A 16,863-nucleotide genomic window follows, 5' to 3' on the forward strand; every position below is an offset into this window, starting at 1 on the left:
ATGACGGCTACAGCGCCAGCCCGATGCGCTGGCGCAGCCGGAAGAAGTCGTCCGTGAGCAGCCACGACAGCAGGGCCTTCAGGTCCGCGCGCTCGCGCACCGCCTGGAGGATGGCGTCGGTACTGCCCTCCTGGCGGTTGGCCACGATGTTCGGATCCTCGCGCAGCACCATGGTTAGGCCCACGGACGGGTCGCCGCAGACGAGCAGGCCCGCGCGGTCCGCGGAGAAGCCGAGCGCGTCCACCACCGTCGCGACGTCGAGCTTCGGCTGCTCGGACAGCGTCTGCGCCGGGCCCTCCGAGGCCTTCATCGCCTTGCGGTTGAAGGCCTTCTTGAGCTGCTTGGTCATGTCGTCGTTGCGACGGCCCAGGCCGTTGAACTGCGACACGTGGACGCGGATGGCGTTGCCGAACAGGTCCACCGTCTCGCCCTGGGACAGCTTGGAGAGGACGGCCGTCTTGTTGAGCAGGCCCAGCACCGCCTTGCCGATGAGGAACTTCTGCTCCCGGGCGTTGAAGCGGCGCACCACGTCCTGGCCCACGCACAGGGAGAGGGGCTCCGTCGTCTCCAGTTGCAAGAGGCCGCGCCGGGCGAGGTAGACCTCGAACTCCTCCACGCCGAAGGTCTGCGCCACCGCGCGCACGGCCTTGAACACGGCCGAGTCCGGCTTGAGCTTGTCCTGCTTCGGGTTCACGCCGAGCATCTCGAACTGCGGCGGGTACACCTTGCCCAGGTGCTCGCCGATGGCGCGGAGCAGGTCCGTCAGCGGGCCGCGCGCGGCCGGGTGCATGAGGACGGTGTCCACGTCCGTGGCGGGCAGCGGCTCACGCGGCTCCTGCGGCTGGCGGACGCGGGCCTCCGAGTAGTAGGCCTGCTCCACCTCGTTGGTGGCGCGCATGAAGGTCAGCACCGCGGCGACGGCGAACGCCTTGTCCTGCTGCTTCTGCGCCTCCCACAGCTTGAACAGCGCGTGCAGGCTCTCCACGCGGCCCGGGTCCTGGCGGAGGATCTGCCGGTGCTCCTCGATGGCCAGCGGGTAGCTGGCCATGTCGCGGCCGTACAGGTCCGCCAGCGCGGCGCGGGCCTGGAGGTTCTGCGCGTCCTGCTCCACCAGCTGCCGGTAGATGACGGTGGCGCGCGCGGGCTCCGCCAGGGGGCCCGCGTAGAAGCTGGCCACGCGCATGCGCAGGGACACCGCCCGCTTGACGTCCGTGGACGCGGTGGCGGCCGCCTGGGCCTCCAGCATCTGCGCCAGCTCCGGCAGGTTGCGCTGGCGCTCGTAGAGGACCACCAGCCGGTCCACCAGCGCGGGCTCGCCCGGCGTCAGCTCCAGCGCCTTCTTGTAGAGCGCCGTGGCGGAGGCGACGTCGCCCAGGCCCTCCTCGTGGATGCGCGCCAGCTCCACGGTGAAGCGCGCGCGGGAGTCGTTGGGCAGGTCCTGATCCAGCAGCCGCCGCAGGCAGTCCACCGCGCCGCCGAAGTTGCGGCCCTGCGCGTAGACCGTGGCCAGCCGCTCCAGCGCCTCCGGGTGGCGGGGCAGGGTGGCCAGCGCCGTCTGGAGGTGCGCCGCCGCGCGGCCCGGGTCGTTGAGGTGCTGCTGGTACAGCCCGCCCAGCGTCAGGTGGTGCTGCGCGAGCACGCGCGGGTCTCCGCCCTGCTGCACGCGCTGGCCGAGCAGCTGCGCGGCCTCCGCGTACTGCTGCGCCTCCAGGAGGAGCAGGCCGCGCGTCTCCAGCGCGTCGGGGTAGCCGGGCCGGGCCGCCAGGGCCTTCTCCAGCACCGCGAGGGCGCGGGCCCGGTCGCCGAGGGCCACGTTGTAGAGGCGGGCCGCGGTGACGTACGCCGCCGCCGCGGCCTCCGTGTCCCGCTGCGCGAGCCGGGCCTCGGCGCGGCGCTCGTGCAGGGCCGCGAGGTCGGAGGAGCCGCCGCGCTGCGCGAGCAGCTCCTCCAGGCCGGAGGCGGCGCCCGGGTGCAGCGGATCCCGCTCCAGCGCCAGGCGGTAGAGGGCCGCGGCGCCGTCCGGATCCTCGAGCTTCTGGGCCGCGAGCCTCGCGGCGGCGACGAAGCCCTCGATGGCGCTCTGGGTGTCGCGGCTCGCGCGGGCCTCGGCCTCCATCATGGCGCGCGCGGTGGCGAAGTCGCCCCGGCGCAGGGCCACGCGGCGGGCGCCCTGGAGCGCGGGGAGGCACTGCGCCTGGAGCTCCAGCGCCTGCCGGTAGAGGGCGGCGGCCTGCTCCGGGTCGGGGTTCTTCTCCGCCAGGTCCGCGGCGCGCAGGAGCAGCTCCAGCGCCTCCGTGGCGTCGGTGGTGACGGCCAGCCGCATGCCGTACATGCGCGACAGGCCCGCGGTGTCACCGCTCTGGCGCAGCACGCGCTCCAGGCCGAAGGCGAGGCGCGCGTCGGAGGGATCCGCGTCGAAGGCGCGCTGGTAGACCTCCAGGGTGCGCTCGGTGGGCTGGCCCTTCTCCTGATCCGCGGCGGCCAGGAGGCGCAGCGCGCTGGACAGGCGCGCGTCGGTGACGCGCTCGGCGATGCGGGCGCGCAGCTCCGCGCGGCGGGGGCGGTCCGACACGCGGATGCGCTCCAGGAGCGTCAGGGCGGTGAGGTTGCCGGGCTCCAGGCCGAGCACGGCCTCGCAGCACTGCGCGGCGCGCGACGGCTCCTGGAAGCGGTCCAGGTACAGCCGCGCGAGCTTGAGGTACGCGGTCACCTTGGCCGCGGGCGTCTGGCCCACCTGCGTCTCGCGGTCGAGGATGGAGACCAGCTCCTTCACGTTGTCCTGCGCGACGTACAGGCGCTCCAGCGCGCGCAGCGTGGCGGCGTGGCCCGGCGTGAGGCGCAGCACCTCCTGGTAGCCGTCGATGGCCAGCTCCGGCCGGCCCAACTGGTCCTCCCAGATGGCGGCGGCCTGGTAGAGCGCGTTGGCGCGCTCCAGCGGATCCGTGCGGTTCGCGGCGTCCGCGCGCAGGACCTCCACCAGGCTCTCCCACGCCTCGTGGGCCCGGTGGATGCGGGCCAGGGCGCGCAGCGCCGGGAAGTAGCTGGGCGCCAGCATCAGCGCCTCCTGGTACGACGCGAGCGCCTCGTTCTCCTGCTTGAGGCGGTGCTCGTACAGCTCGCCGATCTTGTAGATGAGCGCGGCGGCCGCGTCGGTGGACGGAGAGATCTCCGACTCCGCGCGGTACATGTCGATGAGCTTCTCCCACCGGCCGTCCTGCGCGTACAGCCGGCCCAGCGCCTTGAGCGCGGGCAGGTACGAGGGCGACAGCGCGAGCACGCGCTCATACGCGGTGATGGCGCCCACGCGGTCCTTCAGGTGCTCGTCGAGGATCTCCGCGTTGCGGTGGAGCAGCGACAGGACCTGCTTGGTGTCGCCGGCGAACGACGCCTCCAGGTCGTTGGTCTCCAAGAGCTCCCGGAAGCGCCCGGCGCGCTCGTAGAGGCGGGCCAGGTTGCGCAGCGTGGGCAGGTGATCCGACGCCAGGTCGAGGATGCGCTTCATGCACTCGATGGCGTGGTCCAGGTCGCCCAGGCGGTCCTCGTAGATGACCGCCATCTTGTTGAGCGTGGTGATGACCTGGTCGCGGTCGGACGTCTGGAGCAGGTCCTGTTCGTACATCGCGACCAGCTCCGCGAAGCGGCCCTGGCGCTCGTAGAGCCGGGTGAGGGCCTTCTGCGCGGGGAGGTAGCCCGGCTGGAGCTGGAGGCACGCGTTGTAGCGCGCGATGGCGTCCTCCTGGCGGCTCAGGCGCTCCTCGAGGATCTCGGCCGCCTTGTACATGCGCGCGGCCTTGCCCTTGGCGTCCTCGGCGGCGGTGACCTCCGCGTCGAAGACGGCGACGAGCCCCTCCCAGTTCTTCATCCGGAAGCACAGCTTGCCCAGGCCCGCGAGCGCGGCGGCGTGGCTGGGGATGCGGGCGAGGATGGCCTGGTAGCGGGCGGCGGCCTCCTGGTCGCGCTTGAGGTCGTCCTCGTACAGCGCGGCGAGGCGCAGGTTGATGGCGACCAGCTCGCTCTCGTCGTTGATGGAGCCCACCCACGCGAGCAGCACGTCGGCCAGCTCCTCGAAGCGCCCCTGCGTCTCGTAGATGCCGGCGAGCGCGCTCAGCACCAGCGGCTCATGGGGGCTCACGCGGCGCGCGGCGAGCAGCGCGGACAGGGCGTCGTCCTTGCGGCCCAGGCGGTCGTGGACCTTGGCGATGTGGAGGTAGGCGGGCGCGCCCTGGGAGCCCTGGCCCTCGGCCTCGGAGAAGAGGGCGGAGAGCAGCTCGTCGGTGCGGCCCTCGCGCTCGGCGACGCGCTTGATGGCGGCCTGGAGCAGCGGGTCGGAGCGGTCCAGCGCGAAGGCCTCGCGGAAGGCCTCGGCGGCGGCTTCCTTCTGCTTGAGGCGCTCCTCCAGGAGCATGCCCGCGGAGGTGAGGTAGTGGGCGCGCAGGGACGGCGGGACGACGGCGTTGGCGAGCAGCCGGTAGATCTCCACCAGCGCGGCCGCGTCGTTGCGCGAGGCGTAGACGGACTCCAGCTGGGTGAGGAGGGTGACGTCGGTGGGCTTGCGGTCCAGGGCCTGGCGCAGGGCATCCGCGGCGTCGTTGTCGCGGGACAGGCGCTCCTCGAGGATCTGCCCCTTCTCGAAGAGGAGCGAGGCCTGCTGGCGGGGGTCCTCGGAGGCGGCGAGCTCCGCGTCGATGAGCTGCACGACCATCTGCCAGTTGCCCACGTCGGCGAAGAGGCGGCGCGCGGCGCGGATGTTGGCGAGGAAGCGCGGCGCCAGCTTGTACGCGTTCTGGAACGCGACGGCGGCGTTGCGGGGGTTCTTGAGCGGCTCCTCCCAGAGCAGGCCGACCTCGTGGAAGAGGAGCGCGGCCACCTGCGGCTCGGTGGTGGCGAGCGCCTTGGCCTCGCGCTCCATGGAGGCGATGCGCTCGCGGGCGTCGTCCTCGGCGCTGGCCTGGGGGGCGGGGGCGGGGAGCGTGCTCACGTTCTGGGCGAGCGTCTCGACCGCGCTCACCCCCGGCCCGGGCGCTCCCGGGGGAGGCTCCGATGCGGGGGACGAAGGCCGCGTGACGTCATTGCGCTCGCTCATGGAAGCCGGCTCCAGGCACTTTGAAATGAGAGGGGGAGACTGAACGGGAGTTCGTACCACGCGCTCGGCTGGCCCCTCAACTTCCCGTCTTTCCTGGCGATTTGAGTGCAGGGAGGGCAGGCGGACGGGCGGAGGGCGGGTGCCATTCTCTCGCTGGAGGGCCTCGCCGGGCTGGCCGGAGCGCAGCGCATCCGCCGGGAGCGCCAAGGTCACGGTCCCCTCGTGACGCGCTTGGGACTCCGACGACGTTGTGACGCGCCAAGGCTGTTGGGTACGCTCAGCCTGGAATAATACCATGGAATGGGGATTCCAGTGGGTGACATCGGCAGCACGCTGCGTGGAATGAACGGGGGCCACCACGAACCGATTGCCATCGTCGGCATGTCGGGGGGCTTTCCAGGGGCCAGGGATCTGGCGGCGTTCTGGGAGAACCTGCGCCAGGGAGTGGACTCGGTGTCGGGTGCGCCACTGCACCGCTGGACACGGGAGGTTTCGGCCGGGATCGATTCGGGGGTTCGCGGCGGATTCCTCGATGATGTCGAGGGCTTCGAGCCCGCGTTCTTCGGCCTGTCCTCCGAGGAGGCGGCGCGAATGGATCCCCAACACCGCCTCGTGATGGAGCACTGCTGGCTGGCCCTGGAGGCGGCCGCTTTGCCCCGGCTTGCGGAGGGGCGGAGGGCGGGCGTGTTCATGGGGATTCCCCCTTCGGACTACCCGGCCGGGCTCCCCGAGGATGACGCTTCGCGGCTCCTGGCACGGGTGTCGCGGCTGCTGGGCATCCAGGGGCCGGGCCTCGTGGTGGACGTGGCCTGTGCGTCCTCGCTGGTCGCCATCCAACTGGCCTGCCAGCAGTTGTGGACGGGCTCCCTGGAGTGGGCCCTGGCGGGTGGCGTCTCCATCATGTCCACCGTTCGCACGTACCGTGCGGCGCTCCGTGCCACGGAGCGCGGGGGCGGGTTCGTCCCCGCGGAGGGCGTGGGAGTGGTGGTCCTCAAGCCCCTGGCGCGGGCCCTGGCCGAGGGGGACCGCATCTTCGGGGTCATCCGAGGCTGCGAGAGCGTCCAGGTCGGACGGCTTCCGGGAGCGCCACTCTCCGACGACGCGCGGTGCCGTGCCGACCTCATTCGAGCGGTCCACCAGCAGGCCGGCATCGACCCGGAGATGATCTCGTATGTGGAGGCGCACGGCAGCGGCGCCCGCCGTCAGGATGACGTGGAGCTGGAGGCCCTCAGGCGGGTCTTCCAGTCGCGCACGGCCCGCACCGGCCTCTGCTCCATCGGATCGGTCGAGGGCAACGTGGGGCACGCTGGCGCGGCCTCGGGCATGGCGGGGGTGTTCAAGATCCTCCTCGCCTTCGAGCACCGGGAGCTCCCTCCTTCGCTGCACGCGCGCGCGGAGTTGGTTGCGCAGACGCCCTTCCGGATCGACACGGAGTCCGCGCCATGGAGGGGGACCGAGGGGACGCCACGCCGGGCCGCCATCAGCGCCTTCGGTTCGAGCGGCACCGACTGCCACCTCGTGCTGGAGGAGGCACCGCCTCCCAAGCCTCGTGCGGCCGCGCCCGAGCGCCCCGCGTACCTGTTTGTCCTGTCCGCGCACACCCATGAGGCGCTGGGCCGGATCGCCGCGAACCTCATCGAAAGCCTGAAGCGCTCGCTGGCGGACGGCGAAGCCCCTCATCCCGGAGACGTCGCCTTCACCCTGGCGCGCGGGCGGGGCACGCTGGAGCGGCGCGCGGCGTTCGTCGCCGCGGATCTCCAGGAGCTGATCCTCCTCCTGACGCGGTTCCGCGACACGCCCGCTGCCTCACGGGTGAGCGCCGAACCGCGAGGGCTCTCCGAGGCCTCCCGGGCGCTCCTGCGTGAGGTGAACGTCCGCCTGCTCCAGGGTCTCGGCCTGGAGACGCCGGCCTCCGCCTGGCGCGACACGCTCCGTGCCTCGGCCGAGCTGTACGCGCTGGGCGTGGACCTGGAGCAGGCCGCGCTGTTTCCGGAGGGCGTCTACAGGTGCGTCCCGCTGCCCTCCTATCCCTTCGCCCGCGAGCGCTGCTGGAGCCACGCACCCGTGCCGGAAGCCGCCTCGCTGGAGCGCATCGCGAGCGTTGAGGCGCCCCCCGACGTGACGATGCTCCCAGAGAACGCGCTCCTGCTGGAGAAGGGGTGGCGCATCGTGGAGGAGCAGGGGACCGCGCAGCCGCTGGACCTGGAGGGCACCTTGGTCGTGCTCGTCAACGACGAGACGACCGCCCTGGCACGGCAGGCGCTCGCGCCCCTTCGGAACACCCGCCTGTTCCTCATCGCGAGCTGCGGGAGCTCGGCCTCCGGCGTCGATGCGCTGCTCGACTTCGATCGCCATGAGGCCGGTGTCCGGCTGGGGGAGGAGCTGAACGCCCGCCGCGAGCCACTGGCTGGGATCGTCGACCTCTCGGACCTCCGGACCGCGCCGCGAGAGGAAGCGGAGGACGCGTCGGCGCGGATGGAGACGTTCGGCCGGATCGGTTTGTTGCAGACGCTGTTGAAGCGCGGCCGGACGGAGCGCTTCGCGCTGCTGCACTTCACCCGTGGCCTGCGCACCTTCATGAGCACCGGCCCGCTGGATCTCGGCGGTGGCGTGATGGCGGCGCTGGCAGGCAACCTGGGCGCGGAGCTCGCGGGCCTGCATGCCCGCACCGTGGACCTGGAGCGCGTTCCGGCGGATGCCCGCGCGCTGGAGGCGCTGCTCCGGCAGGAACTCGGCGACCGGGACTCCGGTGGCGAGGTCCTCCACCGGAGGGGGCGCCGCTACGTCCCCCAGATGCAACCCCTGCTCGTCTCGCCGGCTCTCGTGCCGCGCCTGTCCGCCGACAAGGTGTATGTCATTACGGGCGGTGTTCGCGGCATCGGACTGGAGGTCGCCCACCGACTGGCGGCCCGAGGCGCCCGGCGGCTGGTCCTCATGGGCGTGCAGCCGCTGCCGCCTCGGGAGCAATGGCCCGCGCTCGTGGCCGACCCTGGGTGCGCACCAGCCCTGCGGGAGCGGCTGGCCTCCCTGCGGGCCCTGGAGTCCCGTGGCGTGCGCCTGCGCGTTCACTGCGGGGCGTTGACGGACTCCGCCGCGCTGGCTGCACTCTTCTCCGAGGTCCGCGCGTCCCTCGGCCCCATCGCGGGCTGCATCCACTCCGCGGGAGCGGTCTTCTTCACGCCGCCTGCCTTCACCAGCAAGCCGCTGGGCCAGTGGCGCAAGGTGCTCGAGCCCAAGGTCGAGGGACTGCTTGCGCTCGAACGTGCGCTCGCCGCGGATGCGCTCGACTTCTTCGTCGTGTTCTCGTCGGTCTCGGCGCAGGTGCCGTCGCTGGCCGTCGGCCTGCTGGACTACTCCGCCGCCAACGCGTTCATGAACCTGTGGGTCGAGCACCGGCGCGCCGCGGGCCGGGTCTCCCACCAGTCCGTCGTCTGGCCCAACTGGAGGGACGTCGGCATGGGCGAGGTGAAGAGCCCGGCGTATCAGTCACTCGGCCTGATGGCGCACTCCACTCCGGACGGGCTGGCGCTGCTGGACGCGACGATGGCCTCCGGGCGGGCCGTGCTCCTGCCCGCCGTGATCAACCCGAGCCACTTCGCGCCCGACGCCCTGCTGAGGACGCGGAGCAGGCCGCAGCCTGGCCGAGACCCTTCGCGCCCGAGCGCGTGGGCCGGGCGCCCAACACCCGCCGAGCCCCCCGCGCCCGTTGAACCTTCGACGCTGGTGGTGCCCGAGGCGCCGGTCCTCGCGCCCGCGTCCGCTCCCTCCCGCTCCACGGACGCGGAGCTCCGCGCCTTCACCGCGGAGTGGCTCCGCCAGTTGTTCGCACGGGAGCTCCAACTGGCCCCGGAGCAGCTCGACCCCGACGCGGACTTCGAGGCCCTGGGGTTGGACTCCATCCTCGTCATCGAGCTGGTGACGCATCTGGATGCGTGGCTGGGCGTGAAGCTCGACCCGTCACTCCCCCTGCTGCACCGGACGCTGACGGCGCTCACGCGCCAGCTCGTGGAGGCGTACCCGGAGGCCGTGCTGGCGGCCCATGCGCGGGCCATGCCTCCCTTGGCGGGGCGCCTGGAGCCCCGGTCTGTCGGGAGCGCTCCGGAGCAGGCACCTCCTGCGTCGACGGCGCAGGCCGCTCCCGCGCCCCTGCCAGTGACGACTCCTGGAGGCGTGGAGCCCATCGCGGTGATTGGCATGGCCTGTCACTTCCCCGGCTCGCCCGACCTGGAGGCGTACTGGCGCGTGCTGCGCGAGGGGCGCGACCTGATTACCGAGGTGCCCGAGGCCCGCTGGCGGATCGCGGACTTCCATTCCCCCACCCATCAGCCCGGACGGAGCATCAGCCGCTGGGGTGGCTTCATCGAGGGAATCGAGCTGTTCGATCCAGACTACTTCCAGATCTCCCGGGCGGATGCCCCCTGCATCGATCCGTTGATGCGCCAGTTCCTGGAGGTCAGCGTCCAGTGCCTCCGGCACGCGGGCCATGACTCGCACGAGGTGGCGGGGAGGCGCGTGGGCGTGTTCGTCGGCTCGCGGATGAGCGGCTATGCCGCGCGCATGCCGGAGCCCACGCGCAATGGCGTCCTCGGGTCGGGGCAGAACTTCATCGCCGCGCACGTGTCCCACTTCCTCGACCTGAAGGGGCCGGCGCTGGTCGTGGACACCGCGTGCTCGTCCTCCCTCGTCGCCATCCACCTGGCCTGTCAGAGCCTGCGCTCGGGGGAGTCCGAGCTGGCGCTCGCCGGGGGCGTGGACATCCTGCTCGATGAGAACGTCTACCTGACGCTCAGCGAGAGCCGCGCGCTGTCGCGCGATGGCCGGTGCAAGACCTTCGACGAGCGAGCGGACGGCTTCGTTCCCGGCGAGGGCGCGGGGGCCCTCCTGCTCAAGCCGCTGCGCAAGGCCCTCGCGGACGGGGACCGCGTCTACGGCGTCATCGACGCGACGGCCGTCAACAACGACGGGCACACCATGGGCGCCACCACCCCCAACCCCGCGGGGCAGCGCGCCGTCATCGAGGAGGCCCTGCGCCAGGGCCGCGTCGATCCCCGGACGCTTGGCTACGTGGAGGCTCACGGCACCGGGACCATGCTCGGAGATCCCATCGAGCTGAAGGCGCTGACGGAGGTGCTCGCGCCGGCGGGCGCTCCTCCGGGCTCGTGCGCGGTGGGCACCGTCAAGAGCAACTTCGGGCACCTGCTGAGCGCCGCGGGGGTCGCGGGCTTCATCAAGGTCGTGCTCTCCCTGATGCACCGCGAGCTGCCCCCCACGCTGCACTGCGCGACGCCCAACCCGCGCTTCCACTTCGAGTCCTCGCCGCTCTTCCCCAACACCACGCTCCGGCCGTGGGAGCCGCGCTTCGGGGTGCGCCGCGCGGGGCTCAGCGCGTTTGGCTTTGGCGGGACCAACGCGCACGCGCTCGTGAGCGAGGCGCCCGGTGAGCAGCAGCCCACGCGCGCGCCCCTGCCTCCCGTGGCCTTCACGCGCCAGCGCTACTGGCTGGAGGCTCCGCTCGCCCGCGCGGCGCGAATCCCAGACGCCGCGCGCGTGGAGCCTCGCTCCCGGCGGAAGCTCGTCGCGCTGGACTTCGGCGCGACGGGCTGACGACAGGGGAGGCGGACAGCAACCTCAGCTCCAGACCAGCGGGAAGGTGGACAGGCCCCGGAAGCTGAGGTTCATGTTCCAGTCCTCGTGGTCGCTCTTGGGGCGCACTTCGGGGAGGCGCTTGAAGAGCGTCTCGAAGGCGACGGGGACCTCCGCGCGTGCGAGGAAGGCGCCCGGGCAGACGTGGATGCCCGTGCCGAAGCCCAGGTGCGGGTTCTTCTCACGCGTGAGGTCCAGCTCGTCTGGCCGGTCGAAGAACGCGGGGTCGCGGTTGGCCGCGGCCACCATGGGCATGATGCCCTGTCCCTTCTTGATCTGCTTGCCGCCCAGCTCGAAGTCACACGCCGCGATGCGGGTGGGGGCCTGCGCCGGGGAGGTGAAGCGGTAGAGCTCCTCGCCCGCGGCCCGGTTGATCCGCGGGTCCTTCTTCAGCCGCTCCAACTGCTCGGGGTGCTTGAACAGCGCGAGCAGGCCCGTGGTGATGACGTTCTGCGTGGTGGTGTGGCCGCCCGCCAGCAGTAGCACCATCTGGGCCACCACCTCCTCCAGCGTGAGCTTGTTGTCGTCGCGCCACGCCTTGACCAGGTAGGAGATGAAGTCCTCGCGCGGGCGTTCGAGGCGGTCGTTGATGGCGCGCGTGATGTAGTCCGTCATCTTCAGCAGCGCCTCCTGGCCCTTCAGCATGACCTCCAGGCTGTCGATGCGGCCCGTCGCCCGGGCGAGGTCCACGCTCCACGCCTTGAACGTGGGCAGGTCCTCGCGGTTCATGCCCAGGATCTCCACCGAGAAGAGCATGGCGGGAAGCGCGTAGGCGTAGTCGTTGACGAAGTCCATCTCCCCCTGGTCGTAGACCTGATCGATCAGCCAGTTCGCGGTCTGCTGGGCGCGCTGGTGGATGTCCTTGACGTTGTCCGGGCGGAAGGCCTGGTTGATGAGGCCGCGCAGTCGCTTGTGCTCGGGGTTGTCCTTCATCACGGCCCACATGGAGAAGTGGGTGATGATGGGGCCCAGGTGTTTCATGAACTCGTCGTTCACCACGAAGGTCTCGCTGCTCTGGCTGGAGAAGCGGGTCGTGTCCTTCAGCGCGACCTGGACGTCTTCATACCGCGTGAGCAGCCAATGCCGCGTCTCCTCGCTCCAATACACAGGCTCCTGCTCGCGCAGCTGCCTGTAGAATGGGTAGGGATTGATGTTGAACTCCGGGCTCAGGACGTTGACGTGCAGCTTCGTGTCTTGGCTCATGGATGGTCTCCTCAGGAGGACTGCGGGCACCGAGCGTGGACAGGGCCCGGGATGGGCTCACGACCGCGACTATGATAGCTCAGGAACAGCGTAAAACTGCGCCCTGGATGTATCGGCGTGGGCCGCGTCCCTCCGGGGCGGAACCCCACGTGGGCTCCCGGGGGGCGTGGAGAGATCGGGTGTGAAAGATGACGGCGTTCGTGTTTCCAGGACAGGGTTCTCAGAAAAGGGGAATGGGAGGCGAGCTGATCGCGAGACATCCGGAGCTGGTGGCCCAGGCGGACGCCCTGCTCGGGTTCCGGCTGGCGGAGGTGTGTCAGGACGCGCGCCTGGACGAGACGCGATACACCCAGCCCGCGTTGTTTGTCCTGAATGCCCTTGCATACCTGGAGCAGCGGGCGCGTCACGGGCGTGACCCCGATCACGCCATGGGGCACAGCCTGGGCGAGTACAACGCGCTCTTCGCGGCGGGGGCCTTCGACTTCGCCACCGGCGTCCTCCTGGTCCGCAAGCGCGGGGAGCTGATGGCCCAGGCGACCGGCGGCGGCATGGCCGCGGTGATGGGGCTGTCCGTGGAGCGCATCGTCGAGGTGCTGGAGCGGCTGGGAGTGCGCTCCCTGGACCTGGCCAATGACAACACGCCCAGCCAGCAGGTGCTCTCCGGGCCGCGCGAGGACCTGGAGCGGGTGGCGCCGGAACTGCGCGCGGCGGGCGGCACTGTCATCCTGCTCAAGGTGAGCGCCGCGTTCCATTCGCGCTACATGCGCTCCGCGCGCGACGCCTTCGCGACCTTCCTGCGGGAGTTCACCTTCGCGCCGCTGCGCTTCCCGGTCGTCTCCAACGTGGAGGCCCGTCCCTACGAGGACGCGCGCGTGGCGGAGCTGCTGGCCCGGCAGATCGACTCGCCGGTGCGGTGGACGGAGGGCGTGCGCGCCCTGCTCGCCCAGGGGGAGCAGGAGTTCGTGGAGGTGGGGCACGGCAGGGTCCTCACGGGCCTCATCAACCAGATCCGTCAGGCGACCCCCACCGCCGTGGCGCCCGCGCCCGCGTCCATGGCCACCCTGGAGGTGCCTCCCGCCGTCCGCGCCCCCGCGCCGGCCGCCGTCGCAGGGCTGCGCGCGGAGCTCCTGGGCAGCAAGGCCTTCCGTGACGCCCATGGCGTGCGCCTCGCCTATGTCGCGGGCTCCATGTACAAGGGAATCTCCTCGCGGGAGCTGGTGGTGCGGATGGGCCGCGCGGGGTTGCTGGGGTTCTTCGGCACCGGTGGCGTCCCGCTGGCGCGCGTCGAAGAGGAGCTGCTGGCCATCCAGGCCGCGCTGCGCCCGGGCGAGGCCTACGGCATGAACCTGCTGCACAGCCCCGAGCGCCCGGAGCGCGAGGCGGGGCTGGTGGACCTGTTCCTGCGCAGGGGCGTGCGCACCGTCGAGGCGTCCGCCTTCCTGCAGCTGACGCCTGCCCTGGTCCGCTTCCGCATGACGGGCGCGCGGCGGCGCGAGGGTGGCCAGGCCGAGGCCCCGAACCGCCTCATCGCCAAGGTGTCCCGGCCGGAGGTCGCGGAGGCCTTCATGCGCCCGCCCCCACAGGAGCTCCTCGAGGGGCTGGTGCGCGCGGGGCTGCTCAGCCAGGAGGAGGCCCGGGTCGCGAGGGAGCTGCCCATGGCCGAGGACGTCTGCGTGGAGGCGGACTCGGGAGGCCACACGGACCAGGGCGTCGCCGGCGCCCTGTTCCCCGCGATGAGCCTGCTGCGCGACCGGATGATGGCCGAGCACCGTTACCCGGCCCGCATCCGCCTGGGCGCAGCCGGAGGCATCGGGACGCCCCACGCGGCGGGCGCGGCCTTCCTGATGGGCGCGGACTTCATCGTGACGGGGTCCATCAACCAGTGCACCGTGGAGGCGGGGACCAGCGAGCCCGTGAAGGACCTGCTGGAGACGCTCGACGTGCAGGACGTGACGTGCGCGCCCGCGGGGGACATGTTCGAGCTCGGCGCGAAGATCCAGGTGGTTCGCAAGGGGCTCTTCTTCCCGGCCAGGGCGAACCGCCTGTACGCGCTCTATCAACATCACCCGTCCCTGGAGGCGCTGGACGTGGAGACCCGCAAGCAGCTCCAGGAGAAGGTCTTCCGCCGCGGCTTCGACGAGGTCTGGGAGGAGACGCGCCAGCATTACCTGCGCGTCGAGCCCGAGGTGGTGGCGCTCGCCGAGCGCAACCCCCGGAAGAAGATGGCGCTCGTGTTCCGCTGGTACTTCGTCCACACCTCGCGCCTGGCCCTGCGCGGAAGCCGCGAGCAGCGCACCGACTACCAGGTCCACTGCGGGCCGGCGATGGGCGCCTTCAACCAGTGGGTGCGCGGGACTCCCCTGTCCTCATGGCGCAACCGGCACGTGGATGAGGTTGGCGTGAAGCTCATGGAGGCCACGGCCACCTGGCTGGAGGAGCGCTTCCAGGCGATGCGCGGGGGGACCTGAGGCGCGTCCTCCCGCTGCGGGCGAGCCTACGCCAGGAGCGCGTTGAAGTAGGTATCCAGCCCCGCCGCCGCGTCCAGCGGGAAGCGCGCGGCGACGTAGGCGTCGGGGCGGATCAGCACGCAGCCCGCGCCCTTCGCGCCCAGGGCGTGGTGGGCCTTCCCGTCCGCGTCACTCCACACGGTGCCCCTGTCTCCGGCGTCGAAGCCCCGCGGGACCTGTCCGTGGAAGATGAAGTGGTGGCGGAGCCATTCGCCGTGCTTCTCTCGGGCATGCATGGCCACGGCGCGCATCCGCGCCGGGTCGGGCCTCGCTCCGCCCAGGATGAGGAGGGTGTGGTGGGTCGCCTGGAGCACCTCGTACATCGCGGTGCGCTGCTCCCCGTCCAGCACGCAGTGCGGCGCGCGATCCCCGGGCCGGGCCCGGCCCCACTCGAACGCGGCCAGGGAGGCGCGGGCGCCGGACGGATCCAGCGCCGTCTGCACCACGGGGCTGCGGCGGTAGTGCAGGTCGAGCTGCGAGGTGGCCAGGACGTTCTTCAGGTTCAGCGCGGGCACGTTGAGCAGGTGCAGTTGCTTGCGCGCCAGGAAGCGCAGGAGCGGGTTCGCGCCGAAGACGAGCAGGGTGAGCCGGTCGTTCTGCGCGAACATCGTCACGGCGGCGGCGTGGCGCTCCGCATGGTAGCTGTCGAGCAGGGCCGTGCTCGCCTTGCCGCGGGTCGCGAGCCGCAGCTTCCAGGCCAGGTTGACGGCGTCCAGCACGCCCGTGTTGAGGCCCTGCGCGGCGATGGGGGTGTTCACGTGCGCCGCGTCTCCCGCCACGAACACGCGCCCCACCCGGTAGTGCGACACCAGGCGCTGGCTCGGGTTGTAGTGGGTGAGCCACAGGGGGTCCTCCAGCTTCCAGTGGCCCAGGCCCAGCGGCGTCATGAGCGCGCGGAACTCCTCCAGCGTGGGCGCCTGGCCCGCGAGCGGAGAGCCGGGGGGACGCGCGGCGATGAGCCGGTAGTAGTCCTTGCCCAGGTTCAGCACCACGAAGGGGAACCGGTCCAGGATGAAGCCGTGGCGCTCGTCGCGGGCGAGCGACATGTTGGGGATGCGCACGTCCGTCATGATCCAGTTGTCGTCGTACCGCGCGCCCTTGAACCCCAGGTCGAGCACCGCGCGGACCCGGCTGTGTCCGCCGTCGCAGCCCACCAGGAACGGCACCCGGACCACCTCCGGCTCGCCCCCGGCTCGCACCAGCCGGGACGTCACTCCCGCCGCGTCCTGCTCGAACCCTTCCAGCGCGGTGGAGCGCTCCACGGTGATGCCGCGCTCCTCCAGCGCTTGGACGAGCACCCGCTCCGTCTGCCCCTGGTGCAGGTGCAGGTAGTAGGCGAAGGCGGTCTCCAGCCGGTCGTAGCGCAGCACGGTGACGCGCTTGCGCCCGACGTGCATGTTCATGACGGGGTTGACCACCCCGTCCTTCATGAGCCGCTCCGCGACGCCCAGCATCTGGAAGAGCTCCAGGGTCCGGGGCTGGATCGTCACGGCCTTGGACTCGCCGGAGAACGAGGGCTCCTTGTCGATGATGCGCACCCGCACGCCCTGCTGGTCGAGCGCCAGCGCGAGGCAGAGCCCCACCGGACCGGCCCCCACGATCAACACCTCCGCGGCGCTCATGCGGCCCTCCCCGCGGCCAGCGCCTTCGGCACGCCGGCCAGGAAGGAGACGCGCGCGCCCATGAAGCCCGGCAGCATGCGCAGGTCCCAGTCGTAGCCCTCGTGTCCTTCGACTTGCTGGATGAGCGCCTGCCACTCCTCCAGGTGGTAGGCGCGCAGGTGCGAGACCACGCCGTCGAAGAGGAAGCACAGCGAGCCCAGGGGGGCCACGACGCCCAGCAGCACGCGGCGCAGGCTCAGGGGGCGGATCCCGCCCAGGCTCAGCCAGGCGCTGATGAGCGGCGTCGCGGCGGTGAAGCGCAGCACGGACACCAGGTCCCGCTGGACGGGGTCCAGGAACACGATGGGCTGCTGCTTGGCCACCGCGTCCGCCAGGATTCCCCGCACCGCGTCGGGTTGGAAGTGGTGGACGGCGTTGACGATGAGGCGCAGGCCCGACAACTGCTCGGGGACGTTCAGCACGTCCACGGACCCCTGGACGTGGCTCACGCGGCCCGCGCTCTCGCGCTCGAGCTCGGCGAACCGCTCCAGGGACGGGTACTTGTCCGACAGCTGGATGCGGACGCCCTCGCCGCCCAGGCGCCGGGACAGGGCCAGCATCAGCCCCCCGTCCCCCGCGCACAGCGCCTGGATGGATGTGAGGCCCCGCTGCTCCATCAGCCGGGCGAGGGCGTCGAAGCCGTTGTCATACATCCGCAGCCGCACGGACATGTGGTGCAGGAACTCCATGATCGTCCTGCGCAGGGGGGAGGGCAGCCACGGCAGGTCGTTGAACTCGAAAAGGTGGGCGCGTCGCATGAGGGGCC

Annotated in this window: 6 protein-coding genes; 2 read left to right on the top strand and 4 right to left on the bottom strand. The window is 71.6% G+C overall.

Annotation, left to right across the window (positions count from 1 at the left end):
- Window positions 1-7: 7 nt before the first annotated feature.
- Window positions 8-5,083: a tetratricopeptide repeat protein gene (locus U8525_RS17855; RefSeq protein ID WP_374267228.1), complete on the bottom strand. Its 5,076-nt coding sequence runs from the start codon at window positions 5,081-5,083 to the stop codon at window positions 8-10.
- 342 nt (window positions 5,084-5,425) lie between these two features.
- On the opposite strand from U8525_RS17855, the gene U8525_RS17860 reads away from it, so the two are divergent.
- Complete coding sequence (locus U8525_RS17860) at window positions 5,426-10,687, top strand: beta-ketoacyl synthase N-terminal-like domain-containing protein (protein WP_374267421.1); 5,262 nt, start codon at window positions 5,426-5,428, stop codon at window positions 10,685-10,687.
- Window positions 10,688-10,711: 24 nt separating this feature from the next.
- Here the strand turns inward: U8525_RS17860 and U8525_RS17865 are convergent, their stop codons facing one another.
- Window positions 10,712-11,929: a cytochrome P450 gene (locus tag U8525_RS17865; protein WP_374267230.1), complete on the bottom strand. Its 1,218-nt coding sequence runs from the start codon at window positions 11,927-11,929 to the stop codon at window positions 10,712-10,714.
- A 188-nt stretch (window positions 11,930-12,117) separates the two neighbouring features.
- Here U8525_RS17865 and fabD point away from each other — a divergent pair, with 188 nt between their 5' ends.
- On the top strand, window positions 12,118-14,397 hold the full coding sequence (fabD, locus tag U8525_RS17870) for an ACP S-malonyltransferase (RefSeq protein ID WP_374267232.1): 2,280 nt from the start codon (window positions 12,118-12,120) through the stop codon (window positions 14,395-14,397).
- Between the two features lie 26 nt (window positions 14,398-14,423).
- Here the strand turns inward: fabD and U8525_RS17875 are convergent, their stop codons facing one another.
- Both U8525_RS17875 and U8525_RS17880 read right to left on the bottom strand, forming a co-directional pair.
- Window positions 14,424-16,058, bottom strand: coding sequence for an FAD-dependent monooxygenase (locus U8525_RS17875; protein WP_374267234.1), 1,635 nt, complete (start codon window positions 16,056-16,058; stop codon window positions 14,424-14,426).
- Window positions 16,055-16,855 (bottom strand): hypothetical protein, encoded by an 801-nt coding sequence (locus U8525_RS17880; protein ID WP_374267236.1) that lies wholly within the window; start codon window positions 16,853-16,855, stop codon window positions 16,055-16,057. The genes U8525_RS17875 and U8525_RS17880 overlap by 4 nt, the downstream gene beginning before the upstream one ends.
- Window positions 16,856-16,863: the final 8 nt, after the last annotated feature.

Origin of the sequence: Corallococcus sp. RDP092CA (assembly GCF_041903675.1) — a bacterium.
Taxonomy (GTDB): Bacteria; Myxococcota; Myxococcia; order Myxococcales; family Myxococcaceae; genus Corallococcus.